21 protein-coding genes and 1 tRNA gene are annotated in these 21,964 nt (G+C 68.9%); 17 read left to right on the forward strand and 5 right to left on the reverse strand.

The annotated features are described in order from the left end of the window. Nucleotides 1–57 precede the first annotated feature (57 nt). The 7 genes from F6X68_RS08875 to F6X68_RS08905 all read left to right on the forward strand — a co-directional run bounded on the left by F6X68_RS08875 (nucleotide 58) and on the right by F6X68_RS08905 (nucleotide 8,609). Nucleotides 58–669 (forward strand): NADH-quinone oxidoreductase subunit J, encoded by a 612-nt coding sequence (locus tag F6X68_RS08875; protein ID WP_151453800.1) that lies wholly within the window; start codon nucleotides 58–60, stop codon nucleotides 667–669. Further along, nucleotides 666–1,094: an NADH-quinone oxidoreductase subunit NuoK gene (gene nuoK, locus F6X68_RS08880; protein ID WP_151453801.1), complete on the forward strand. Its 429-nt coding sequence runs from the start codon at nucleotides 666–668 to the stop codon at nucleotides 1,092–1,094. Before F6X68_RS08875 ends, nuoK begins: the two co-directional genes overlap by 4 nt. Continuing rightward, nucleotides 1,091–3,022 (forward strand): NADH-quinone oxidoreductase subunit L, encoded by a 1,932-nt coding sequence (locus F6X68_RS08885; RefSeq protein ID WP_151453802.1) that lies wholly within the window; start codon nucleotides 1,091–1,093, stop codon nucleotides 3,020–3,022. Before nuoK ends, F6X68_RS08885 begins: the two co-directional genes overlap by 4 nt. After that, nucleotides 3,019–4,524, forward strand: a complete 1,506-nt coding sequence (locus F6X68_RS08890; protein WP_151453803.1) for a NuoM family protein — start codon at nucleotides 3,019–3,021, stop codon at nucleotides 4,522–4,524. Before F6X68_RS08885 ends, F6X68_RS08890 begins: the two co-directional genes overlap by 4 nt. Nucleotides 4,525–4,644: 120 nt before the next feature. Further along, nucleotides 4,645–6,162, forward strand: coding sequence for an NADH-quinone oxidoreductase subunit N (locus F6X68_RS08895; RefSeq protein ID WP_151453804.1), 1,518 nt, complete (start codon nucleotides 4,645–4,647; stop codon nucleotides 6,160–6,162). Between the two features lie 169 nt (nucleotides 6,163–6,331). Next, the gene (gene htpX / locus F6X68_RS08900) at nucleotides 6,332–7,207 is read left to right on the forward strand and encodes a zinc metalloprotease HtpX (protein ID WP_151453805.1); all 876 of its coding nucleotides are present in this window, start codon (nucleotides 6,332–6,334) and stop codon (nucleotides 7,205–7,207) included. A 142-nt stretch (nucleotides 7,208–7,349) separates the two neighbouring features. Continuing rightward, the gene (locus F6X68_RS08905) at nucleotides 7,350–8,609 is read left to right on the forward strand and encodes an MFS transporter (RefSeq protein WP_151453806.1); all 1,260 of its coding nucleotides are present in this window, start codon (nucleotides 7,350–7,352) and stop codon (nucleotides 8,607–8,609) included. Nucleotides 8,610–8,664: 55 nt separating this feature from the next. On the opposite strand, the gene F6X68_RS08910 is transcribed toward F6X68_RS08905, so the two are convergent. After that, the gene (locus tag F6X68_RS08910; RefSeq protein ID WP_089003198.1) at nucleotides 8,665–9,159 is read right to left on the reverse strand and encodes a YajQ family cyclic di-GMP-binding protein; all 495 of its coding nucleotides are present in this window, start codon (nucleotides 9,157–9,159) and stop codon (nucleotides 8,665–8,667) included. 148 nt (nucleotides 9,160–9,307) lie between these two features. On the opposite strand from F6X68_RS08910, the gene F6X68_RS08915 reads away from it, so the two are divergent. Further along, nucleotides 9,308–9,391, forward strand: a tRNA-Tyr gene (locus F6X68_RS08915). A 652-nt stretch (nucleotides 9,392–10,043) separates the two neighbouring features. Continuing rightward, the gene (locus F6X68_RS34835) at nucleotides 10,044–11,783 is read left to right on the forward strand and encodes an IS481 family transposase (protein ID WP_370518922.1); all 1,740 of its coding nucleotides are present in this window, start codon (nucleotides 10,044–10,046) and stop codon (nucleotides 11,781–11,783) included. A 1-nt stretch (nucleotide 11,784) separates the two neighbouring features. On the opposite strand, the gene F6X68_RS08925 is transcribed toward F6X68_RS34835, so the two are convergent. Beyond that, the gene (locus tag F6X68_RS08925) at nucleotides 11,785–12,033 is read right to left on the reverse strand and encodes a hypothetical protein (protein ID WP_151453808.1); all 249 of its coding nucleotides are present in this window, start codon (nucleotides 12,031–12,033) and stop codon (nucleotides 11,785–11,787) included. A gap of 433 nt (nucleotides 12,034–12,466) precedes the next feature. On the opposite strand from F6X68_RS08925, the gene F6X68_RS08930 reads away from it, so the two are divergent. From F6X68_RS08930 to F6X68_RS08940, 3 genes are all read left to right on the forward strand, one after another. Next, nucleotides 12,467–13,111 (forward strand): hypothetical protein, encoded by a 645-nt coding sequence (locus F6X68_RS08930; protein WP_151453809.1) that lies wholly within the window; start codon nucleotides 12,467–12,469, stop codon nucleotides 13,109–13,111. Between the two features lie 75 nt (nucleotides 13,112–13,186). Continuing rightward, the gene (locus tag F6X68_RS08935) at nucleotides 13,187–14,092 is read left to right on the forward strand and encodes an McrB family protein (protein WP_225852089.1); all 906 of its coding nucleotides are present in this window, start codon (nucleotides 13,187–13,189) and stop codon (nucleotides 14,090–14,092) included. Between the two features lie 26 nt (nucleotides 14,093–14,118). Beyond that, on the forward strand, nucleotides 14,119–15,492 hold the full coding sequence (locus F6X68_RS08940; RefSeq protein WP_192581335.1) for a hypothetical protein: 1,374 nt from the start codon (nucleotides 14,119–14,121) through the stop codon (nucleotides 15,490–15,492). Here F6X68_RS08940 and F6X68_RS08945 read toward each other — a convergent pair. Further along, complete coding sequence (locus F6X68_RS08945) at nucleotides 15,471–16,538, reverse strand: site-specific DNA-methyltransferase (protein ID WP_225852090.1); 1,068 nt, start codon at nucleotides 16,536–16,538, stop codon at nucleotides 15,471–15,473. The genes F6X68_RS08940 and F6X68_RS08945 overlap by 22 nt on opposite strands. 578 nt (nucleotides 16,539–17,116) lie before the next feature. Further along, nucleotides 17,117–17,527: a GntR family transcriptional regulator gene (locus F6X68_RS08950; protein WP_192581336.1), complete on the reverse strand. Its 411-nt coding sequence runs from the start codon at nucleotides 17,525–17,527 to the stop codon at nucleotides 17,117–17,119. Between the two features lie 550 nt (nucleotides 17,528–18,077). Between F6X68_RS08950 and F6X68_RS34110 the strand changes: the two genes are divergently transcribed. The 4 genes from F6X68_RS34110 (at nucleotide 18,078) to F6X68_RS08970 (ending at nucleotide 20,482) form a co-directional block, all read left to right on the forward strand. Then, on the forward strand, nucleotides 18,078–18,410 hold the full coding sequence (locus tag F6X68_RS34110; RefSeq protein ID WP_225852091.1) for a hypothetical protein: 333 nt from the start codon (nucleotides 18,078–18,080) through the stop codon (nucleotides 18,408–18,410). Nucleotides 18,411–18,420: 10 nt separating this feature from the next. Next, entirely contained in the window at nucleotides 18,421–18,747 is a 327-nt protein-coding gene (locus tag F6X68_RS08960; RefSeq protein WP_225852092.1) for a precorrin-4 C11-methyltransferase, read from the forward strand. A 188-nt stretch (nucleotides 18,748–18,935) separates the two neighbouring features. Then, nucleotides 18,936–19,718, forward strand: coding sequence for a GntR family transcriptional regulator (locus tag F6X68_RS08965; protein ID WP_255474719.1), 783 nt, complete (start codon nucleotides 18,936–18,938; stop codon nucleotides 19,716–19,718). Further along, on the forward strand, nucleotides 19,706–20,482 hold the full coding sequence (locus tag F6X68_RS08970) for a glycosyltransferase (RefSeq protein ID WP_225852093.1): 777 nt from the start codon (nucleotides 19,706–19,708) through the stop codon (nucleotides 20,480–20,482). Before F6X68_RS08965 ends, F6X68_RS08970 begins: the two co-directional genes overlap by 13 nt. Here F6X68_RS08970 and F6X68_RS08975 read toward each other — a convergent pair. Further along, nucleotides 20,466–20,915, reverse strand: coding sequence for a hypothetical protein (locus tag F6X68_RS08975; protein ID WP_151453816.1), 450 nt, complete (start codon nucleotides 20,913–20,915; stop codon nucleotides 20,466–20,468). The genes F6X68_RS08970 and F6X68_RS08975 overlap by 17 nt on opposite strands. A gap of 469 nt (nucleotides 20,916–21,384) precedes the next feature. On the opposite strand from F6X68_RS08975, the gene F6X68_RS08980 reads away from it, so the two are divergent. Then, a complete protein-coding gene (locus F6X68_RS08980; protein ID WP_151453817.1) occupies nucleotides 21,385–21,780 on the forward strand; it encodes a transcriptional regulator in 396 nt (131 codons plus the stop codon). Nucleotides 21,781–21,964: the final 184 nt, after the last annotated feature.

Consider the following 21,964-nt stretch of genomic DNA (forward strand, 5'->3'; position numbering starts at 1 on the left):
CGCGCCCGCCGCCCGTCCCGCCGCCCCAGCCGTACGCCCCGAGCCCGAGGCCGGCGCATGACCGGTGCGGACGTGCTGCTGCTCGCCCTCGGCGCGCTGGCGGTCGGTTCGGGGGTGCTGGTGGTGGCGACCCGGCACCTGGTGCGCGCCGGCCTCTACCTGGTGCTCTGCCTCGGTGCGCTGGCCGGGATGTACCTGGTGCTCACCGCCGAGCTGGTGGCCTGGGTGCAGGTGCTGATCTACGTCGGCGCGGTGGTCGTGCTGCTGCTCTTCGCGGTGATGCTCACCCGCGCCCCGATCGGCGCCTCCGACGACCTGGACCGGCCGGGCTGGGCGGCGGCGCTGATCGGCGGCGGCACCGGGCTCGGGCTGGCCGCCCTGCTGGTGGACGCGTACCGCTGGACGGCCGTGGAGCTGCCCGACGCGGGCACCGCGGAACGCCTGGGCGACCAGATCTTCCGTAGCTGGGTGCTGCCCTTCGAGGTGCTCTCGGTGCTGCTGCTGTCCGCCCTGGTCGGCGCCATCGTGATCTCCCGACCCGACATCGGCCGGCCGAGGGCCGGGGACCCACCCGCCGACCGGCCCGACGCGGGCAGGTCCCGCGCCGACCGGTCGGGCAGGGCCGTCGCAGGCGCGGAGCCGCACGACGACGGCAGGCGGTCGCGGTGAGACCCGTCATCCCGTACGTCACCGCCGCGCTGCTGTTCGGCCTCGGCGTCTACGGCGTGCTGCGCCGGCGCAACGCGGTGCTGGTGCTGATGGCCGTCGAGCTGATGCTGAACGCGGTCAACCTGATCCTGGTCACCGCCGACACCACGGTGCGCGCCCAACTGCCGCACGGCGGGCAGGTCTTCGCGCTCTTCGTGATCGTGCTGGCCGCCGCCGAGATCGGGGTGGGCCTGGCGATCGTGCTCCAGCTCTACCGGCTGCGGGCCACCGTCGCCGTCGACGAGGTGCCGCTGACCGAGCCGCTGCCCGGCGCGCCTCTGGCCGGGCCGGTCACGGTCGGCGCCACTGCCGGGGCCGACCCGGGCGCCGCTGCCGGGACGGATGCCCGGCCCGGGGCCGCCGACCGCCCGGAGGGGGAGCGGTGAGCACGACGACCCTGCTCGGCGCGCTGCTGCCGGCCGTACCGCTGGTGGCGGGACTGCTCGGTCTGCTGCTGCCGCCGGCGCCGCGCGACGCCGGGACGGACGGGGGCCCGGCCCGGCGGGTGGCGATCGCGCTCGGCGTGGCCGGGGCGGCCGGGGCGCTGGCGCTCGCCGTCGCCCTGCTGGTCACCCTCGACCGGCCCGCCGAGGCGTCCACCACCTGGGTGGACCTGGGCGGGCTGACCGTGAGCCTCGGGATACGGCTGGACTCCGCCGCCGCGCTGGTCGCCGTCGCGGTCGCCGCGGTGGCCCTGGCCGTGCAGGTCTACTCGGTCGGCTACCTGCGCCGGGGCCCGCACGACGACGTCGACACCGACCACCGCTACCCGCCGTACGCGGCGCAGATCAGCCTCTTCACCGCCGCCATGCTGCTGGTGGTGGTCGCCGGGGACCTGATCCTGCTGCTGGTCGGCTGGGAGGTGATGGGCATCTGCTCCTACCTGCTCATCGCCCACGACCGCCGGCTGCCCGAGGCGCCGGCCGCCGCCATGAAGGCGTTCCTGGTGACCCGGGTCGGCGACGTCGGCTTCCTGCTCGGCATCGCGCTGCTCGGCGTCTCGGCCGGCAGCTTCCGGATCGCCGACGTGCTCGCCCACGACCACGCCACCGGTACGCTGACCGCCGCCTGCCTGCTGCTGCTCGCCGGGGTGGCCGGCAAGAGCGCCCAGTTCCCGCTGCACACCTGGCTGCCGGACGCGATGGCCGGTCCGACGCCGATCTCGGCGCTGATCCACGCCGCCACCATGGTCGCCGCCGGCGTGTACGCCGTCACCCGGCTCTACCCGCTGTTCGAGGTGACCCCGGCCGCGCTGGCCGTGCTCGGCGTCATGGCCTCGGTCACCCTGCTGCTCGGCGCGTTCGCCGCCACCGCCCAGGACGACCTCAAGCGGGTGCTGGCCTGGTCGACGGTCTCGCAGATCGGCTACATGACGGGCGCGCTGGCGGTCGGCTCCACCCCGGCCGCCCTGTTCCATCTGCTCACCCACGCCGCGTTCAAGGCGCTGCTGTTCCTCGCCGCCGGCGCGGTGATCCACGCCGTCGGCACCACGCTGATGTCCCGCATGGGCGGGCTGCGCCGCAGCATGCCGGTCACCTTCTGGTGCACGGTGATCGGGCTCGGGGCGCTGGCCGGGGTGCCGCCGCTGTCGGGCTTCTGGAGCAAGGACGGCGTGCTCACCGTCGCCCAGGACGCCGCCCTGCACGGCACCGGTCCGGCCCCGGCCTGGGTCGGCTGGCTGGTCTGGCTGGCCGGGCTGGTCGGCGTCGCGGTCACCGCCTGGTACGCCACCCGACTGCTGCTGCGCACCTTCTTCGGCGAGACGCGGATGCCGCTGGCGCACCCGCACGACCCGCCCGCGGTGATGCGCTGGCCGGTGCTGCTGCTCGCCGTGCCGGCCGCCCTGCTCGGCCTCGCCGGCTTCGACTGGGCATTCGCCCGCCGGCTGCTGCTCGCGCCCACCGCCAGCGCGCCGGAGCATCTGCTGATCCACGTCGGCCCGGAGTTGCTGCTGCCGCTGGCGCTGCTGGTCGTCGGGGCGGGGCTGGCCTGGCTGCGCTGGCTGCGGGACCCGGCCGCCGACCCGGCGACCGCGCTGGGTCCGCTGCGGCCGGTCTTCGCCGCCGCGTTCCGGCTCGACGACGTCCAGCGTGCCCTGGTCGTACGCCCGGCGAAGGCGCTGGCCCGCGCCACGCGTACCGCCGACGAGGTGGTGGTGGACGGCGCGGTCGAGGGCAGCGGCCGGGCCGCGCTCGGCCTCGGCGGCGGCCTGGCGTCGCTGCACCGCGCGGCGCTGCCGCGCGCGGCGGCCGGCGTGCTCGCCGGGGCGCTGCTGATCGGCCTGGCGGCCGTCGTGATCGGAGTGGCCGCATGAGGTTGGGGGAGTTCCTGCTGGTGGCGGTGCTGGCGCTGCCGGCGCTCGGTGCGCTCGCGGTGGCGGCGACGCCCCGGGACCGGGCGGCCCGGGCGGTCGGCACGGTCGTCGCCGCGCTGACCCTGGTGGCCGCCGCGCTGCTCTTCCTCGGCGACCGCGGCTGGACCAGCTACGCGGCCGACACCCCCGCCGTGCGCCCCTGGCACCGGCTCGACCTGCCCTGGGTGCCCGGCCTCGACCTGCGCTTCCACCTCGGCGTGGACGGCATCTCCTGGCCGCTGGTCGTGCTGACCGCCCTGCTCACCCTGCTCTGCTGCGCCTACACCCTGTGGAAGGTGCCCGACGGCGGCAGCGGGCGGGCCCTGGTGGCCCTGCTGCTGGTCGTCGAGGTCGGCATCCTCGGCACCTTCCTCGCCCTCGACCTCGTGCTCTTCTTCGTCTTCTTCGAGGTCGTCCTGCTCCCCATGTACGCGATCATCGCCGGCTGGGGCGGCGCGGACCGGCGGCGGGCGGCGCGCAAGTTCGCCCTCTACACGCTGTTCGGCTCGGTGCTGCTGCTGGTCGGCGTGTTCGTGGTGGTGGCCGCCGCCGGGACGGCCGACGTGGTGGCGCTCACGGGCGGCACGGGCCTGTCCCGGGGCACCCAGCTCGCGGCGTTCACGCTGCTGGCGCTGGCCTTCGCGGTGAAGAGCCCGCTCTGGCCGCTGCACTCCTGGCTGCCCGACGCGCACACGCAGGCGCCCACCGTCGGCAGCGTCGTCCTCGCCGGGGTGCTGCTCAAGATGGGCACGTACGGGCTGGTCCGGATCGCGGTCGGGGTGGCCCCCGAGGGCGCCCGCTGGGCCGCCCCGGTGCTCGGCGTGCTGGCGGTCGCGGCGATCCTCGTCGGGTCGCTGGTCTGCCTCGCGCAGCGGGAGCTGAAGCGGCTGATCGCGTACTCCAGCGTGGGGCACATGGGCTTCGTGCTGCTCGGGGTCGCCACGCTCACCACCACCGGCATCCAGGCGGCCCTGATCGGCAACGTCGCGCACGGGGTGATCACCGGCCTGCTCTTCTTCCTCGCCGGCGCGGTCAAGGACCGTACGCACACCGGGTCGCTGGACGAGCTGTCCGGGCTGCGGGAGACCGCCCCCCGGCTCGCCGGGCTGCTCGGCTTCGCCGCCGTCGCCTCGCTCGGCCTGCCCGGGCTGGCCGGCTTCTGGGGCGAGGCGTTCGCCGTGGTCGCCGCCGTCGAGGTCGGCGGGGCGCTCTGGACCACCCTGGGCGTGCTGGCGGCGATCGGCGGGGCGCTCACCGCCGCGTACCTGCTGCGGCTGCTGCGGCGGGTGACGCACGGGCGGCCCAGCCCGGCGGTCGGGCGGCTGACCCCCGGCCTGGCCGGCGCGGAACTGCTCGCGTGGACGCCGTTGGTGCTGCTCGCCCTCGCGGTCGGCCTGGCCCCGACCCTGGTGCTCGGCGTCGCCGAGGCCCCCGTCGACGCCCTCGTGGAGGTGCTGCGGTGAGCGATCCGGGTCGGCGGTACGGACGTGACGGGATATCGACATGAGCGTGCGGAGCGAGCGAATCATCGGGATTTGTGCGCTGATGTCTCATGACGGCACGCAGCGGAGCGGAGTGCCGGCATGAGCGTGGTGCAGAGCGTCGACAACGTGGCGCTGCTCCCGGCGTACCTGGCCGCCGGCACGGCCGTGCTGGTGCTGCTCGCCGACCTGCTGGTGGCCCGCGCCCGGGTCACGCTGGCCACGGCCGCGGTCGGCGCGGCGGCCACGGCGCTCGGCGCGACCCTGGTCGGCGCCGGGAGCGAGCGGCGGACGTTCTGCGTCGGACCCGACTGCTCGTACGTCTTCGGCGGCCGGGCCGCCCTGGTCGCCGTCGTCGTCGCCCTGCTGACCCTCGGCGTGCTCGCGCTGTCCGGCCCGTTGCTGCGGGCGGGGCAGTCGCCGGCGGGCGAGTACTGCTTCCTGCTCGCCTGCTCGATGACGGGCGGCGTGGTGCTCGGCGCGGCCGGCGACCTGATCACCCTGATCGTGGCGCTGGAGACGCTCACCCTGCCGCTCTACGTCCTCGTGGGGCTGCGCCGGGACAACCTGGCCAGCGCCGAGGCGGCCGTCACCTTCTTCGTGGTCAGCGTGGTCGCCACCACGCTGACGCTGCTCGGGGCGGCGCTGCTCTACGCGGCCACCGGCGGGCTGCACCTTGGCCGGATCGGCGCGATCCTCGCCGACCGCACGGACCTGCTCGACCTGCCCCTGACCACCGCCGCCGTGGCGCTGGTGGTGCTGGGGCTGGCGTTCAAGGTGGCGGCGGTGCCGTTCCACGCCTGGGCGCCGGCCGCCTACGACGGCGCGCCGCTGCCGGTGGCGGCGTACCTGTCCACCGCCTCCAAGCTGGGCGGCGTGGTGGCGCTGCTCGCCGTGGTGCAGCACGCGCTGCCCGCCGACGTGACCGGTCCGGTGCTCGCCCTGCTCGCGGTGCTGACGATGACCGTCGGCAACCTGGTGGCGCTGCGCCAGCGGCGTACGGTCCGGCTGCTCGCCTGGTCCTCGGTCGCCCAGGCCGGCTACATCCTCGCCCCGCTCGGCGCGCTGGCGCTGACCGCCGGGCGCACCGCCGACGCCCGCACCGCCGCGTACGCGGCCGCCGTGGCGTACGCCGTCTTCTTCGTGGTGCTGGAACTGGCGGCCTTCGCGGCCGTGGTGGCGTTGCGCCCGGCGGGCGCGGACGGCGGCACGGTCGACGACCTGCGCGGGGCGGCCCGGCGCCACCCGTGGCGGGCGGCGGCGCTCGGGCTGGCGCTGATCGGGCTCGCCGGCCTGCCGCCGGGCCTGGCCGGTCTCTTCGCGAAGGTGACCGTGGTCCGTTCGCTGCTGGACGGCGGCGCGGGCTGGCTGGCCGTGGTGGTGGCCGTGAACGCGGTGATCGGCCTGGCCTACTACCTGCGTCTCACCGCCGCCCTGTGGGCCGCGCCGGCCGAGGGCTCGGCCATTGCGGTGGGCGCCGCCGCTGACGGCATCTCGACCGTGGCCCACGTGGCCCCCGTGCGGGCCCGGACGGTCGGCGTGGTGCTGGCCGTGGCGACGGCGGCGGCGCTGGTGCTCGGCTTCGCCCCGCAGCTCGTGCTCGACGTCGCCGCCCGCTGACGCGACGGTTCGCGTCGGACGGTCTTCCCGTCTTCGGGGGCTTCAGTCCCGACGGGCACTTCGGACATCTCAGGCAACTCACAGCCATGAGACGGATGGTTGGCGGGTACCGGGTTGTTGAACCGGTCAGCGGATCCCGAGCGATCCGTGCTGCACCGAAGGAGTGATCGTGCACCACAACCGTCTGAAGACCGCCGCGCTGCTCGGCCTGCTCACGTCGCTGATCCTGGCGGTGGGCTACTGGTTCGGCGGCAGTGGCGGCCTGGTCATCGCCGTCGTCGTCTCGCTGCTCATGAACGGCGTCACCTACTTCTACTCCGACAAGCTCGCGCTGCGCTCGATGCGGGCGCAACCGGTCAGCGAGGCACAGTTCCCCGAGCTGTACCGGATGGTGCGCGAACTGGCCACGGAGGCCGGGCAGCCGATGCCGCGCCTCTACGTGAGCCCGACGTCGCAGCCCAACGCGTTCGCCACCGGGCGGAACCCGCAGCACGCGGCCGTCTGCGTCACCCAGGGGATCACCGAGATCCTCGACTACCGGGAGCTGCGGGGCGTGATCGGGCACGAGCTGTCGCACGTATACAACCGGGACATCCTCATCTCCAGCGTGGCGGCCGGTCTGGCCGGCATCATCACCATGCTGGCGAACATCGCCTGGTTCATCCCGCTGGGCGGGGGCGACGACGAGGACTCCCCGAACCCGGCCGTGCTGCTGCTCACCATCATCCTGGGGCCGATCGCGGCCACCGTCATCCAGCTGGCGATCAGCCGCAGCCGGGAGTTCCAGGCGGACGCCTCCGGGGCCAGGCTCACGAAGGACCCGCTGGCCCTGGCCAGCGCCCTACGGAAGATCCACATGGGTGCCCAGCGTCGGCCGCTGCCGGCTCAGGGGCAGCTCACCAGCACCGCTCACCTGATGATCGCCAACCCGTTCAAGGGCGGCGGCGTGGCGGCGCTCTTCTCCACCCACCCGAAGATGGAGGAGCGGGTCACCCGGCTGGAGCGGATGGCCGCGAACAGCGGCCCCGTGCAGTTCCAGCGCTGAGGCGCTGATCACCTTTCCGCCCGTGTCCGGTCAGCCGGACACGGGCGGAACGCCGTGTGAGCGCGTTAACCGTTCCTTCCACGCCTCCGGCGGCGTTAGGGTCGAAAGGTTCCCCGCTCGTTACATCCCCTGGAGGTCGACCGTGGCCGCACTGCGCCAGTACCTGGGCGTCTGGCGGATTCCCGGAGCGCCGATGCTGCTGCTCACCGGCATCGTCGGCAGGCTCGGGATCGGCATGACGCCGCTGGCGCTGCTGCTGGTCGTCGAGCAGGTCACCGGCCGCTACTCGCTGGCAGCCGTCGCCGGGGGCATCTACGCCCTCTCCGGCGCCGCGCTCAGCCCCGTGGCCGGCCGGATCGCCGATCGGATCGGTCCCACCCCGGTGCTCGTCGGCACCGCGATCGCCCACCCGTTCGCCCTGCTCGGCCTGCTCTGGTCCGCCCGCTCCGACGCCGGCAGCCTGACGCTGGTCTTCGTGGCCTCCGGAATCGCCGGCGCCACCTACCCGCCGCTGACCGCCGCGATCCGGGGCGCCTGGAACGAGCTGACCTCGCCGTCGTCCGGCCGGTGGCACCTGCGCAACACCGCCCTCGCCGCCGAGACCACCCTCTTCGAGATCGTCTTCGTGCTCGGTCCGCTGCTGGTCGCCGGCTTCATCCTGTTCGCCGACGCCGGTGCCGCCCTGGTCGGCTCAGCCGTGGTGACCCTGGCCGGCACCATGGCGGTGGCCCTCGGCCGGGTCATGCGCGGCTGGCAGCCGCACCCGCGCGAGCACCAGACCAGAGGGCTCGGCCCGCTGCGCGTGCCCGGCTTCCCGGCACTGCTGCTCTGCGTCGCCAGCCTGGGCATCGCCTTCGGCGCGGCCGGCGTGACCGTGCCGGCGTTCGCCACCGCCTACACGTCCGACGACCCCGACAGCCTCGCCGGGGTGCTGCTGGCCGTCTGGGGCGTCGGCAGCGCCGTCGGCGGTTTCTGGTTCGGCGTCCGCAAGCCGGCGCGGAACATGACCCGGCAGTTCTCGCTGCTGCTCGGCGGCGTGGCCGCCAGCTTCGCCGTCTTCGCGGTGATGCCCACGCCGGTGGCGCTGGGCACCGCCCTGGTGATCGGGGGCGCCATGATCGCGCCCGCGCTCACCCTGGAGAACACCCTGGTCGGCCGGATCTCCCCGACCAGCATGCTGAACGAGGCGTACACCTGGGTGGTGACCATGTCGGTGGGGGCCAGCGCCGCCGGCGGCGCGGGGGCTGGCCTGATCGTCGACCACGGCGGCGGGGTGCCCTGGGCGTTCGTCTTCGCCGGGGCCGCGGTCGCCGTCGGGGCCGGGGTCGCGGCCCTGCCCGCCGGGCCCATCTCCCGCGCGGAGACCACGGCGGTACGCACCGAGGAGCTGCTGCCGGCCTGACGCCTACGGGTTCTGACCCGGTCGGCCCCACCGCGGCGGGGCCGACCGGTCATCGTCAGCGGTAGTTGGTGAACTGGAGGGCGACGCCGAAGTCCTCGCCCTTGAGCAGCGCGATGACGGCCTGGAGGTCGTCCCTCTTCTTGCCGGTGACGCGGAGCTGGTCGCCCTGGATCTGGGCCTGGACGCCCTTCGGGCCCTCGTCGCGGATCTTCTTGCTGATCGCCTTGGCCTTGTCCGAGTCGATGCCCTGGATCACCTTGCAGTCGATCTTGAAGATCTTGCCGGACGAGCGCGGGTCACCGGCGTCCAGCGACTTCAGCGAGATGTTCCGCTTGATCACCTTCTCCTTGAAGACCTCCAGTGCCGCCCGCACCCGCTCCTCGGTCTCCGCCTGGAGGCTGATCGCCTCCTCGCCCGACCAGGAGATCTCGGCGCCGGTGCCCCGGAAGTCGAACCGCGTCGCGAGCTCCTTCTCCGCCTGACGGAGAGCGTTGTCGACCTCCTGGCGGTCGACCTTGCTCACGATGTCGAACGACGGGTTCGCTGCCATGCTCATGCTCCTGCTGTCCGGCGGTCTGTGGTCCTTCGTCCCCCGCTGACCAGCGGTACGACCCCCTGACGGTACCCGGTTGCGCCGATGCCGGGGTGAGCCGCTATCCTTGCTTCCGCTGCCGCGTTACGACGCGGTGGGGTGCCCTGGCGGGTTGCCCGAGCGGCCAATGGGAGCGGACTGTAAATCCGTCGCGAAAGCTACAGAGGTTCGAATCCTCTACCCGCCACCAGGAGCACCAACGGCCCCTGACCAGCAGGAATGCTGATCGGGGGCCGTTGTCGTTTGTCTGGCCGAGTCCGGCTGGGTCCAGCCGTTGACGACTGGTTGTGGGCAGATCGTGGGCGGGTCGATCTTGCCTCTGAGGGCTCCTGTGGGGCTGGGAACTGGCCGTGCTGGTGGCGGTTGGCGGGGTGGCGTGGGCCGTGCGTTAGCGACCGGCTCAGTGCTCCGCGCTGGCGTGTCGGTGACTGCGGGAGGTAGGCCGGGGGCAAGCCAGTCCAGGGGTTGGACTGGCGCGGCAGCCGGAAGCCCTGACCCTCGACCAGGTCGACCCATTCGGCTTCCGTACCGCCTGGCCGTGATCGTTCCGCTCTCGGGGGCGGCGGTCCGGCGGCAGTCGGTGGCTCTCCGCCCCGGCGCCGAAGGCAGCCGGGGCGGCTTGCCGCCGGCCGGCTCACCGCCCCCGCGCCGCGCGGAGCGCGGCGCCTTGATCCAGAACAGACCAATTCGGCAAAGGTGCCTGGACATATGCCTGTCCTGTCACGGGACATGCTTGACCCTCGCGTCCCACCAGATGCTTGACATGATCATTATCCGGCTTCTTCATCGCGTGATGGTTGCGGGCATCGCGGGGTGGGAGGCCGGGATTGGCGCTGGTGGAGTTGTCGATCGTGGAGCAGCGGTATCGGGCGGTGTTGGCGGTGCAGGCCGGAGACCCGGTGGTGGAGGTGGCGGCCCGGATCGGGGTGTCGCGGCAGACGGTTCATTCCTGGCTTGCGCGGTATGCCGAGGTGGGGCTGGCGGGTCTGGAGGACCGGTCGCGCCGGCCGCAGGGATGTGCGCATCAGGCGTCGGCGGAGGTGGAGGCGTTGGTGTGTGAGCTGCGCCGGCAACATCCGCGGTGGGGGTCGCGTCGGATCGCGTTCGAGTTGGGTCGGCATGGCTGTGCAGAGCCGGTGCCGTCGCGGATGACGGTGTATCGGATCCTGGTTCGCCACGGCCTGATCGAACCGGCCAAAAGGCGTCGGAGCCGTAAGGACTATGTGCGGTGGCAGCGGGCTCGGCCGATGGAATTGTGGCAGATGGACATCGTCGGCGGGATCATGCTCGCCGACGGCGCCGAGGCCAAGGTGGTCACCGGGGTCGATGACCATTCGCGGTTCTGCGTCATCGCCCAAGTCGTCAGGCGGGCCACCGGCCGGGCTATCTGCCTCGCCTTCGCCGACGCACTGCAACGGTTCGGGGTGCCGGAGGAAGTGCTGACCGACAACGGCAAGCAGTTCACCGACCGGTTCGGCAAGGGCGGAGAGGTGATGTTCGACCGGATCTGCCGAGAGAACGGCATCATCCACCGGCTCACCCGACCCGCCTCCCCGACCACCACCGGGAAGGTGGAACGGTTCCACCAGACCCTGCGCCGGGAACTCCTCGACGAGGTGCCTGTCTGGCCCGACCTGGACACTGTCCAGGCGGCCGTGGACGTCTTCCGGCACGAATACAACACCGACCGGCCGCACCAGTCCCTGGACATGGCCTTCCCGGCCGACCGATTCACCCCCGTCCTCGCTGCGGAGCAGGTGGTGCCGGTGAAGCTACCTGCCCGGCTCACCGAGCCGGTCGACCAGACCCTCGCCTCGCCGCCGGTCCCGGCGCCGATGCCGGTGGTGCCGGGGGCCGTGGAGTTCGAGCGGGTCGTGCCACCGTCGGGAAACCTGCAGGTGGCGGGAAAGCAGTTCTGGCTCGGCCCGGCCCGCTCCGGCGTGACGGTGACGTTCTGGGCCGACACCGACGTCATCCACCTGCTCATCGCCGGCGCCCGGATCAAGTCCGTGCGTTCACACCTGTCCGTCGCTGACCTCGCCGGCCTGCTCCGGCAAGGTGGGCGGCCAGCTGGTGAACCGCCTCTGCCGCCAGCGCCACCGGGTGAAGCGGTCGAGGTCGACCGGACCATCAGCCGCGGCGGCCACGTGTCCCTGGGACAACACATCGTCCTGGCCGCCGAAATCCTCGGCGGCCGACGCGTCGGCATCCGCGTCGACGACAAGACGCTGAGCTTCTTCGACCTCGACACACGGCAGCTGCTACGCACCCGATCCAACCCGCTCACCCCTGCCGAGGTGGCCCGGCTGCGCGGCGCCCGACCCGCCGGACCACCCCCACAACCCGCGACCGGACCCGTGCAGGTCCAACGCCGAGCCTCCAACAGCGGCGTCGTCATGGTCGTCGGGCAGAAGGTCGCCCTCGGCCGCGTCCACGCCGGCAAGACCGTCACCATCGACGTCACCGACACCGAACTGGCCATCGCCTGCGACGACGGCATCCGCACCGTCCGACGCACCACCGACCAGCCGGTCCGGAACCTGAAAGCAAGCCGGCCCCGCAAGGTCACCCTCAATGTCTAAATCAACTGTCATGCGACGTTCTGGCCGATGCACGCAGCTCTGCTGCCGCGACACGAGCAGCGTCTGCTTCCATCCGAGCACGGACTCGGTCCTCCTCGAAGGGCAAGACCTCGGCCAGCGCATCCAGGACATCAGCCATGCCATCCCGCCAACCGGCGAACACGCAGGGACCAGCAGCATCAGCCGGCCGCTGCGACCGCACGGCGCGGAGCTGGTGCAGAGCAACCTTCAACGCGGGATCGACACCCATCACGAAATCCTCTCTCGTCTCGGCTACGACAACGACCCCGCGAGGCAGTACCAACTATCTAGGTCAACTGACAAGCATGTCCTGGGACGGATCCGTCAAGCATGTGGTGGGACTAGACATGCCTGGACATATGCCTAGACACCGGTTCCAGTCGGCATCACGTTGACCGCGGCTTCGCGCGGCTACCTGCAAGGCCGCACCGTGCCGTCAGCTTGGAAGGTCTCCACTGTCGCCATGGAAAATGGCTTGAGTGGGTGCGGGTACCTGCACAACCCAGGGGATCGGGCGTGGCAGCGAGACGGACGTGCGCACTGGGTATCCGCTGTTCGCCGCTCGGTCGGGCACGAGACGGGCACGTCGGCCGGGCTTACGACGCTCAGGTGTGGCCTATGTGAGGCTGGGGTAACTGTGGACGCATCGCTAGGCTCATCGGGTGCCTGACAGCGAACACACGCCGACGCACGTCCTGACAGCCGAAGCCGTGCGCTGGGGGATTGAGACTCTCGCGTCCCAGCGGCTGCACCCGACGTTCGTAATGTATCTCCATCTGCGCAAGCAACAGCGAGCAGGGAAGCTGGGCGAGGCATCTGCGTCGTCAGACGAGTTGCTTGCCCTAATCCGGATGCCTGGCAACCCAACGAAGCCGTACTACTTCCCGCTGATCGACCGCGGGAAGCGAAAGCCAGGGGAATTATTGCCTAGCTTCTGGCGCGCGGAGAACATTCCTGGCAGTTGGTCGCCAGGCTCAATCTTCCGCCTTAAGGGTGGCGGATGGATGGGCCTCTCGACCGGCGGATATACACTTCCTGTGGATCACGTCGACCGAGCGTTGCGCGAATTGCTGTACGAAACGCCGGTCTCGGCGCTCGCGCTGGGAGCCTATTTTCTACGCAACGACGGCTTCATTATCTCAGGCGCTCCAGCTCCCACCGACCTGATCGCAGCGTTTCGGTTGAGGTTCGATTATCCTGATGATGCGGAGGAGGAGTTCGAGACCCTATTCAAGACCGATGTGCCAGCCAGCGTTAATTTCGAATGGTTCGCACAATCAGATTTTTCTGTCACCCATACTTCTTGATCGGGGGGGCCAATGCTTGAGAAACTTGTGCCCAGAGTCCGAACGCTAACCGCCGACGACCTGGGGATCGGCCCAATGGCGAAGGCGGAGACTAGCCATGCCTCCTCCGCTCCGGACGCGCCGGAAATCACTGGCGATCATCCCCGCGTACAGGAAATCGCCCGCCTCGCCGGCATCTACGGCGGCGTGATCCTCACTGGTCCGCCGGGAACCTCGAAATCGTTCTTTGCGCACGCTGCGGCGCAGGCGATTGCAGGTGGCGAAAAGGATCGCTGTGCATTTGTTCAGTTTCATGCCAGCTATCAATACGAAGATTTCATGCTTGGGCTGTCTCCTGAGAAAGGCGGTTTTGGCTTCAAGAAGGGTCCGTTTCTCAGCCTGGCGCATGCCGCAAATGGGGACCGAGACAACACCTACGTCCTTGTCATCGATGAGTTGTCCCGCGCCGACGTCGGGAGGGTGTTCGGCGAGGCGCTGACATACGTCGAACGCAGTAAGCGCGAATTGCCCTTCACGATCGCCAACGGTGAAGAGGTTAGGGTGCCGTCCAATCTAATCATTCTCGCGACGATGAATCCCTTCGATCGAGGAGTAGATGAAGTCGACGCTGCCTTCGAGCGGCGCTTCGCCAAGATCTCGATGGATCCGGACAAAGACGTTCTGGTGGAGATGCTGGATGGCAACGGGATGGAGGAAGAACTCAAGGCAGGGGTGATCCGCTGGTTCGGACGGATCAACGGGCATGCCCGGAAAAATCCTGCCGCCGCAGTAGGACACGCCTACTTCTCCACTGCGACGGACGAAGCATCCCTTCGAGACATCTGGGAGTACCAGCTAAAGTACCTCGTACAGCGAGCTTTTCGCCGCGACGAGAATACCCGGGCCGATCTGGAGACGGCGTGGACACACATCTTCCCAACGCCGGAGCCGGCACCGGCACCGGCGCCGACCGGCCAGCTGTCACCTGAGCCGCCGAAGTGACTGAAGCAGCTGCGAACCTAGTAATCGTGGAGTGTGCCGAACATGACAGCATCGAGATCGACGCGGCGCTCTGGCTGAATAGCGACCATCATTTGGTTTTGAACTCGGAGATCGACGGACGCGATATCCTACGGGCGAACTTCCGTAAGGGCGTGCTTCGGCTCCAGGCCACGTCGTACGTCGGTGTCATCCCCCTAAACGACCGCGTCATTGTCCGCGTCAAGCCTCGCGTTCCGATCGCCAACTTGACGCGCATGGTGATCGAGACTGGGCATGACGTACTGGCTCTATCCGCCTTCCGGGAGTACTCCAGTCGCGGCACTGCCGACGACTGGGCGATGGACGTCTACGCCGACGCACTGCTCGACTACCTGGATGAGCTACTCGATGCCGGCGTGATGCGGTCGTATGAGCGCTGCGAAGATGAAGGCCACTTTCCACACGGCCGAATTGACTTCACTCAGACGATGCAGCGCTTCGCCGCGCGTGGGGTGCCGAACAAAGCCGCCTACTCGTGGTTCGAGCGCACCGTCGACATCCCGGCCAACCGCTGCATCAAGGCGGCGATGGAGGCGGTCCACGCCTATCTGACCAAGTCAAAGGCGAAGCCGCGGAAGGGTGATCGCGCAAAGATCGCCCGACTAGCTGGACAGCTACTCGCCTTCGAGGAAGTGGGCGAAGACACCAACTACCGGTTCCTCGACGACCCAATGGTGCTCGGTCTGACGTCGCTTCCCGACCCACGCGCCTACTACCGATCGGCGCTAGACCTGTCGGTCGTAATCCTCCGTGGCACCGGCATTTCGCTAGAACTTGGCGGCACCGACGTGCGATTAAGTTCGCTTCTCATCGATACCAACAAGCTGTTCGAGAACTTTGTTCGTGTCAGCTTAGCGAAACATGCAGCAAGACAATATTGGCCGGTGGAGGTCCTCGACGGAAATGCCGAGGGCCGAGTCGACCTGTACGATGTACCAGACCCTCTGCCATCGCCCCTCGGAACGCCCATTAACGCGCTCGCTAGCGTTGATCCGGGAAAGGCGCAGCCTGACGTCGTTTTGCGGGGACTCGATGGCAGTTTTCGGCTCATTGCCGAGGTTAAAAATACAGTTCACGGTAAGAATGCAAAAGCGGAAGACGTCCTACCTGAGCGTGATGAGGTCGAGCAGGCAGTTACCTACGCTTTGCGCTATGGCCTCAACTTCACCGTGTTAATCCACCCCTGGCTTAAGGGTACGAAGGGGCTCGTCTACGTCGGCCGAGTGCGCTCCGTCGACGTATACGACTACAGGCTTGATCTGTCTACGGATGACGGCACTGATGAGGCACTGGCCGACATGGCGTCGACCATGGCCGGCCTCGCCGGGCTGCCCGCCGGTCAGCCGCCGACTTCGGCCTGATTCATCAGGGGCACTAGATCGACACCGACCGCGTCACGGCCTTCTGCATTTGCGGTTTTCAGGGTTGTCCCAGTGCCAGCGAAGGGGTCAAGGACTACGCCGCGTGCGGGTGTGCCGTGCCCGCAGTCAGTCCAGCCTACCGTGCGCTTCTTGGCGAAGGTGAATTCGCGGAAGTAGCCACCGAGCACCGCCTTCGCTTCCATCGCAAGCCTCTGCACTTCCAGACTGTTACGCCCGGTGCCGCTCTGAAATTTAGTGGCTTTGCCGACATCTGAGACGCCGAAAGCCTGGATCGCGCGGATATGATCTGGCGTCAATTTGTGTTTCTCGGCCAGTTCCATCGCCCGCTTCGCCTGCGGGCGCGTTGGATCGAGGTCGGCTGTGCGCTCGATCACTCGGCGACGCGGCACGTTGCAGGTCGCGCAGACCTGCGGCGGCGCGGCCAGCATGATTGCCCGGCGCACTATCTCACGTGGGAACGGGGCAAGGTGCTCACCCATGTTGCGCTCAGGGTTGATCAACCAAACGTCACCCGGGTTGGCGCCATTGCCGACTGACTCCGAGTACCCGACCAGGTCATAGTAATAGTCTGGGCGCGGAGTCAAGTGGATGATGTACTCGTGGCGGTTGGCAAGCCGGTTCTTCGCTGGATCTGGCATGCCGGACTCTTTAGCCCAAATGATCCTGTTGCGAACTAGCCAACCGCCGTTGTTGATTGCGTCCCACTCGATGCGGCCGGGAATGCCGAGCAGCGACTTCTTAAAATAGGTGTCGCCGACGTTCAGGAAGACCGAGCCGTGTGGCCGGAGAACACGTTTCCACTCCTCAAGGCATTCGAGCATTGCGTGGACATACGCCTCGGGCGTCGCCTCTTGCCCGATCTGATCCGAGTGTCCGTAGTCCCTTTTGTTCCAGTATGGCGGTGATGTAACGATCAGGTCGACTGAGTCTTTTGGAAGGCCAGTCTTGCGGGCGTCACCGGGTGTGAAGGTGAGTTGAGGGTCGAGTAAGTCGCGCTCCCAGTCTTCAAGCTGGGTGACGGACACAGCGCCAAGGTTCGGTCTGGCTGCGGCGGGCTCCGAATCGGTCTCCGGGGCAGGCAGGGGAGACGTCCTGGAGTGGCGGTTCATGGGGGCTTCCCTTTCCTACTGCCTTGGCTCGATCGATGCGCAGGTTGGAGGCAGGGTCGTCATCTTGCCGGACACACCCCTGAAGATCATATCCAGCCGATCGAACCAGCCCTCGAAGCATGTATAGCCGGTAGACCGGGTGGTCGTCGAGGACCGTCCCGGCGAGTCACGCTGACGCCAGAGTGCCTCGTTGCTCGCCGTTGCGTCCGATTGGGCGGTGCGCTGCTGCGAGCGGTGCGACCTGCGGGCTGAGCCGAAACTTGCGGCCTTTCATGTCACTCCCACAATGCCAACCTGTCATCCGGCCAGCCTTCGTCCACGCCGTGAGCGGACAGGGGTATGGGCTGGGGTGGGTGGAGCACTCCCCGCGTCTGACCAACCTTGCCCAGGCACGGCAGAGGCATCGGCGCCGGAGCTCCGGCCCGGTCCGGCTGGGCGGCGCGACGGCCTGCGGAGCGGGCCGCTTGGAAGGTGTGGAAGCTGCGCTCCGGCGGCTACAGGTCGGTGGGGCCTGGCCAGTAGGTCCTGATGACCTTCTCGACTTGCTCTCCCCGCCGGATGACGGTTACCCGTTCAACCAGCGCCGTTCCGACCTCAACTTCGAACAGGGCCGCGAGGTGCGTGTCGGCGAGTATCTTCTGCTGCCTCCTCTCCGGCTGGTCAGCATGGTTGTAGGTATGAGCCTTCGCGTACGTGCCCCTGCCGTGTTCGGTGACGGCTAGGCCTTCCTCCCGCAGAGCAGCTATTGCCTTCCGAACCGTGCCGCGGGCTGCGCGGAACTCGGCTGTGAGGACGCTCTCTGCGGGCAAGAGGGTGCCGGGCGGGATGACGCCGCTTTCGATTCGCTCTCGCAGCTCGTCGGCGATAAACCGGTAACGAGGCTGTCCGTGGTGCGGGGTGGGCACTGGCCCACCGTACCTGGCACTTGTCTTACCAAGTGCCAACCAAGTGGCCCATTTCGACGTGTAGACAACACGTCTACTTGTAGGTACGTTTCCCAATGTGTGGCCAGGGTGACGGCTCGTATCAGGGGTGGTGCCGCGCCGGCCCTGGTCGCACCTGACGCGCGGCGTCCTGTCGGACCGGTTTCGGTAGCCGCGCGTACAAGTGGGCTCGGCGATACCCGACCCGTCTGCGTCGGACGGGGCGCCGTGTCTTCATTCGGGCCGGTGGCCGGCTGCATTCCCCCGTAGCTGGCCACCGGTCCCCGCCTACCTGTGGAGGTGTCATGTCCGGCTCTCATCGTCGGCGCCGCTGGTTCTCGTCCTGGCGGTCCTGGTGGCGCCCGTCGACCCGGGCCACCAGCTTTAACGCTTTGTCGCGTCCCCGGCCTGCTTCTGTCTCGCCCTCGCATCGGTGGCCCTCTGGGCCGACGCGGGAGTTGCCCGCCCTGCGGTACGCGCCACCGATGACGCGGGCGCAGCTCTACCGGGGCAATGGTGGGCGGTGGCCGCGGTGAGCCGCACGAGCAAGTCGGCTGACGTCACGAGCCACCCGGACTGGTGTGCCCCGGATCGCTGCGGTCACATGGTGCCGCCGCTGATGACGCACATGGCCCGCCGCCATCGGGGCCCGATGTACCGGGTCGGTGACACCAGGGCGAGCGGGGTCATCGTTACGTACCTCATCGGTGCCGACGCCACGGCGCCCTTGATCGCGGTTCACGCGATGTGCCGGGCCGGGATGGGCTGGGCGGAGTTGCCGTTGCCGCAGGTCGCCCAGCTGGTCGAGCATCTCCGCGGGCTTTTGAAGCAAGCTGGCGGCCAGCAGGGGGCCGACGATGAGTGAGGGCCAACCCATGACGGAGCGTCAGCCGTTGTCCTCGATCGTGCCGGTCGTGTGCCCGATGTGGTGCCGGGGCTGCGGACCAAACGACCCGATGCACCGGGGATTGCCGTCCACCATCGGGCGGGAGCGGACCGGCTGGGTCACCGTTCAACTGCTCGTCGACCGGTTCGCGCGACGGGACCTGGCCGTCAAGCTCGACGCGACCCGCTATGGAGCCACGCAGACCGTGCTCCTGTCGCCGGCACAGGTGGACCGGCTCGTTGACGAGCTGACGCAGGCCCGCCTAGCGATGCTGGCACCGGTGGGCCGACACGGACGGGCGGGGGAGTCGCGGTGAACACCAACAGCCGGCAGGGCGTAGCCGGCCCTCGTACTCCCGGCCCTCGCCGCAGCCAGTCACCGCGAGCGGCGGTAGTGATCCCTCCGGTTCCCGAGCGGCCCGCTGGGGGGACCACCTGGCAGACGTTGGAACGTCTAGGGGGTACGGTGACCGGTGTGCATAGCCGGGACTGGCGCCCTCGTTACTTGCAACTCGCGGAGGAGTTGCGGGCGAAGATCATGAGCGGGGAGCTGCCACCGGGCATCCTGATGCCAAGCGAGACCGAGTTGGCCGAGTCGTCCGGCCTGTCCCGCACCAGCGTCCGCAACGCCATCCGGCAGCTCCGGGAATGGGGCCTGGTTCGGGCGGAGCAGGGGCGCGGCACCTACGTGCGGGCACCCCGCCAACGCGTACGCCGCCGCAACACCGAGCGGTACCAGTGGGAGAAGGATCGGGTCCTGCTCGACGAGGCCGAGCGGCTGAAGACCGGCGCCACCGAGCACGATACCGGCCTGACCGTCGATGATCTGAAGTTCCACGCTGAATACTCCCGCGTGAACGCTGATGAGGAGATGGCCGCGGCCTTGCGCGTCGAGCCGGGTACGCCGCTGCTGCGCCGGGTCTACTGGACATCCTCCCGGCACGAGAACGCGCCGCTTACCGTGTCGTACTCCTACCTGCCGTACGACCTGGTGGCCCCGAACCCTGACCTGCTCGACGAGGGCAAAGAACCGTGGCCGGGCGGCACGCAGCACCAGCTCTACACCCTCGGCATCGAGCTGGACCGCATCGACGACGAGATTCGCGCGCGTCCGCCGTCGCCCGACGAGGCCGAGTTGCTGGACATCGACCCGGGCGTCTCCGTCCTCACCGTGCGCAAGACCTCCATCGACACCACCGGCCGGGTCGTAGAGGTCGCCGACGTCGTGATGCCGGGTGACCGCACCGAGCTTGTCTACTCCCACAAACTCCAACGGTGGAAAACTTGACGCAGCTCGTCTCGGTCATCACCCCGGTCCACGCGCCCAGCATCGAGTTTCTTCGGGGCGCCTACGAGTCGTTGGCCAAGCAGGAGATGCCCGACGGCTGGGACTGGCAATGGCTCGTCCAAGAGGACGGGCAGACAGGCGCCCTGGTCGACGCGCTGCCCGACGATCCCCGGATCAGTCTCGGCACCGGCCGTCCCGGTGGGCCTGGCGTGGCTCGTACCCTCGCGCTTTCCCGAGTCTCCGGGCAACTCATCAAGGTCTTAGACGCCGACGACCAGTTGACCCCCGGCGCGCTCGCCCGGGATATCGCCGCGTTCGAGGCGCATCCCCAGATCGGCTGGGCCACCTCGCGGGTACTCGATCTGTTGCCCGACGGGTCGACGGCCGGATGGGACCAAGACCCGGCCGGTGGGGTCGTCGACCGCGGGTCGGTCCTATCGTTCTGGCAGGCGAACGGCTACCGGGCGTCGGTGCATCCGGCGACGCTCTGCCTGCGGCGGGATCTCGTCTTCGCCCTGGGCGGCTGGATGGCTCTACCGGCCTCCGAGGACACCGGCCTTCTGCTCGCTGCGAACGCGGTCAGCCAGGGCTACTTCACCCGCGAATACGGCCTGCTCTACCGCAAGTGGCCCGGCCAGGTCACCAGCCAGCCCGCACACCGGGAACCTGCGGAGTATCAGGGACGAATGAAGATCATCGAGGCCAGAGCCAACGCCCTGGCCTCGATGCTGCCTGACGGGTTGCCGCTCACGCCTCCGGCGTAGCCTCGTGCCCCGGCATCCCGTGGGTGCGCCGCCGTTCCTTCATCTCTGCTTCGTAGATGTGCCGCCGTCCTCCGGCCAGCTTCTTCCGCGCGTCCCGCTCGATCTCCTGGAACGCGGCGTAGTAGCCGTCGTCGAACTCCTCCATGATCTGGAACGTCCACCGGCCCGGTAGCACGTTGCGCCCCAACAGTTCGTGCTCGACCCGGTCGGCCATCGCGCCGTGCCCGGCCTCGCGAAGCAGCTTTACCACGCGGTCAAGGGTGAGATCCGCACCGCCGACGAGCTGGTGAGCCGAATACAGGTGCCCCCGTACACGGTGGATCGTCTCCAGCGCTTTACTCAGCTCACCCAAGGCTTCAACGGTTTTATCGTCGAGTCCATGCGGGCGGGCATGCCCTTCATCAACGCTCGCAGCCTGCTTCCCTTCAGCCATGTTGGGCTCTTACCCCGGGAGTGGTAGCCCTATTCATCTCCTCCGAGTGAGCCCATCGACGGAGGGTCTATCCAGCTAGGTAAATCAGCTGGAGCGCAACCAGCAAAGCCATCGCAATGCAGCCGAAAACCGCTCGCGAGATTTTCAGTGACACGTTCAAGGAAAGCATAATTTTCTCCCTTTGGATGGGGAAGGGCTTATGTGCTGCGCAGCTTGCCAGAAAGATACCCTGGGTGCGCCGTGAATGCAAACCCCCAAATGCTACACCGCTCTAAATAAAAGCACTACACGGTGTTGTGCATTTATTTTTCGTCGCGTTACGGGTTGGGTTCTGATGCCCATTATTTAAGAGCAAATCATTACGAATACGCCCCGAGTCGGGCGAAGTGGGTTGTTGACTTGTCTGCCAAGTGCCGTCTACCTTGGAGTCTCAACTTGGCAGACAAGTTAACAACCTGGAGGTTGAGCGATGGCTCTGCGTGGCGGTACGAGGTTCGCCGTGCGTTGTGAGGACGTGTTCCCGGCGGGATGCGCCCTGGTCCCCGAGTCCCTGGGCGAGGTCGAGGACTACGACGAGAAGACGGGTCGCCGGTCGCCGGCGAAGGACAAGCTGACCGGCCAGCGTGTGTGGCAGGTCCGCGTGATGGATCTCGACCCGGAGCTTGGCAAGCGCTCCCGGGAGACGACGGTGAAGATCTCGGCGGACTACCAGCCGGTTCCGCCGACGGGCGCCCCGTTCGAGGCGGTGGAGTTCGAGGGCATGACGGTCACGCCGTACGTGTCGAACAACGGTCGGATGGCGTACTCGCTGCGGGCGACCGGGATGCGTGCCCCGGCGGGCGTGGCCGGCAAGGCGGCGGCGTAGCCGCATCTGGTGGGGCGGGGCTGTCAGGTCTTGGCGGACGGCAGCCCCGCCCTCTGTCTCTTCCCCCTGCTCTGTCGAGAGAGGTAGTGACGTGTCCAAGCGTAGGCGTTCGGCTGCCCAGGTCCGGTCTCGGTGCGGCGTGTGTCAGTCCCGGTTCGACCCGGCCGGCGGCGCGGCTGACCGC

This window comes from Micromonospora sp. AMSO12t, from assembly GCF_008806585.1.
GTDB classification, from domain to species: Bacteria; Actinomycetota; Actinomycetes; order Mycobacteriales; family Micromonosporaceae; genus Micromonospora; species Micromonospora reichwaldensis.

Excerpts from the sequence above, each read along its gene's own strand:
- F6X68_RS08875 (WP_151453800.1), top strand. The coding sequence starts at position 58 with ATGACCGGTGCGGACGTGCTGCTGCTCGCCCTCGGCGCGCTGGCGGTC.
- F6X68_RS08890 (WP_151453803.1), top strand. The coding sequence starts at position 3,019 with ATGAGGTTGGGGGAGTTCCTGCTGGTGGCGGTGCTGGCGCTGCCGGCG.
- F6X68_RS08895 (WP_151453804.1), top strand. The coding sequence starts at position 4,645 with ATGAGCGTGGTGCAGAGCGTCGACAACGTGGCGCTGCTCCCGGCGTAC.
- F6X68_RS08910 (WP_089003198.1), bottom strand. The coding sequence starts at position 9,159 with ATGGCAGCGAACCCGTCGTTCGACATCGTGAGCAAGGTCGACCGCCAG.
- F6X68_RS08925 (WP_151453808.1), bottom strand. The coding sequence starts at position 12,033 with ATGGGTGTCGATCCCGCGTTGAAGGTTGCTCTGCACCAGCTCCGCGCC.
- F6X68_RS08935 (WP_225852089.1), top strand. The coding sequence starts at position 13,187 with ATGGCGAAGGCGGAGACTAGCCATGCCTCCTCCGCTCCGGACGCGCCG.
- F6X68_RS08960 (WP_225852092.1), top strand. The coding sequence starts at position 18,421 with ATGACGGAGCGTCAGCCGTTGTCCTCGATCGTGCCGGTCGTGTGCCCG.
- F6X68_RS08975 (WP_151453816.1), bottom strand. The coding sequence starts at position 20,915 with ATGGCTGAAGGGAAGCAGGCTGCGAGCGTTGATGAAGGGCATGCCCGC.
- F6X68_RS08980 (WP_151453817.1), top strand. The coding sequence starts at position 21,385 with ATGGCTCTGCGTGGCGGTACGAGGTTCGCCGTGCGTTGTGAGGACGTG.